General features: G+C 39.3%; 1 protein-coding gene. It reads left to right on the top strand.

Translation table 11 applies throughout. The features are described from left to right. The coding region (locus tag OM075_RS26675; RefSeq protein WP_301193379.1) for a TonB-dependent receptor plug domain-containing protein at window positions 1–524 on the top strand (524 nt) is incomplete at both ends.

The following is a 524-nucleotide window of genomic DNA, read 5'->3' as shown; positions in this document are numbered from 1 at the left end:
AAAGTTGCAGGAGTTCAGATTACATCAGGTGCTAACCCTGGAGCAACGCAAAATGTTATTATTCGCGGAGCTTCAAGTTTTGGGTCAAATCAACCGTTGTATGTTGTAGATGGAGTACCTCTTGTAAATAATCAAAATGCCAATGATGATCGCTTGAATAGTTATGTTGATTTTGGATCAGGATTAAATGCTGTAAATCCAGATGATATTGCAGATATCTCAGTGCTTAAAGGTGCCGCAGCGACAGTTCTATATGGATCAAGGGCCGCGAATGGTGCTATCCTTATTACTACTAAGTCAGGAAAAAATACTGATGGGAAAATGAAATTTAAGTACTCAGGTAGTATTGGTATTAGTGAAATTAGTAGAGTTCCAGAAATGCAAAAGTCTTTCGGTCAAGGTTGGTCAGGAATGCATGCCTTAGATGAGAATGGTAATTGGGGACCAAGATATGATGGCCAAATGCGCCCATGGGGTAATGTTGTTGATAATTCTCAGCAAGTAGCACCTTTCTCATATATTGA

Origin of the sequence: Plebeiibacterium sediminum, assembly GCF_026013605.1 — a bacterium.
Classification (GTDB): domain Bacteria; phylum Bacteroidota; class Bacteroidia; order Bacteroidales; family Marinilabiliaceae; genus Saccharicrinis; species Saccharicrinis sediminus.
The sequence above is the reverse complement of the archived record's forward strand: the minus strand, read 5'-3'. Positions and strand labels throughout refer to the sequence as shown.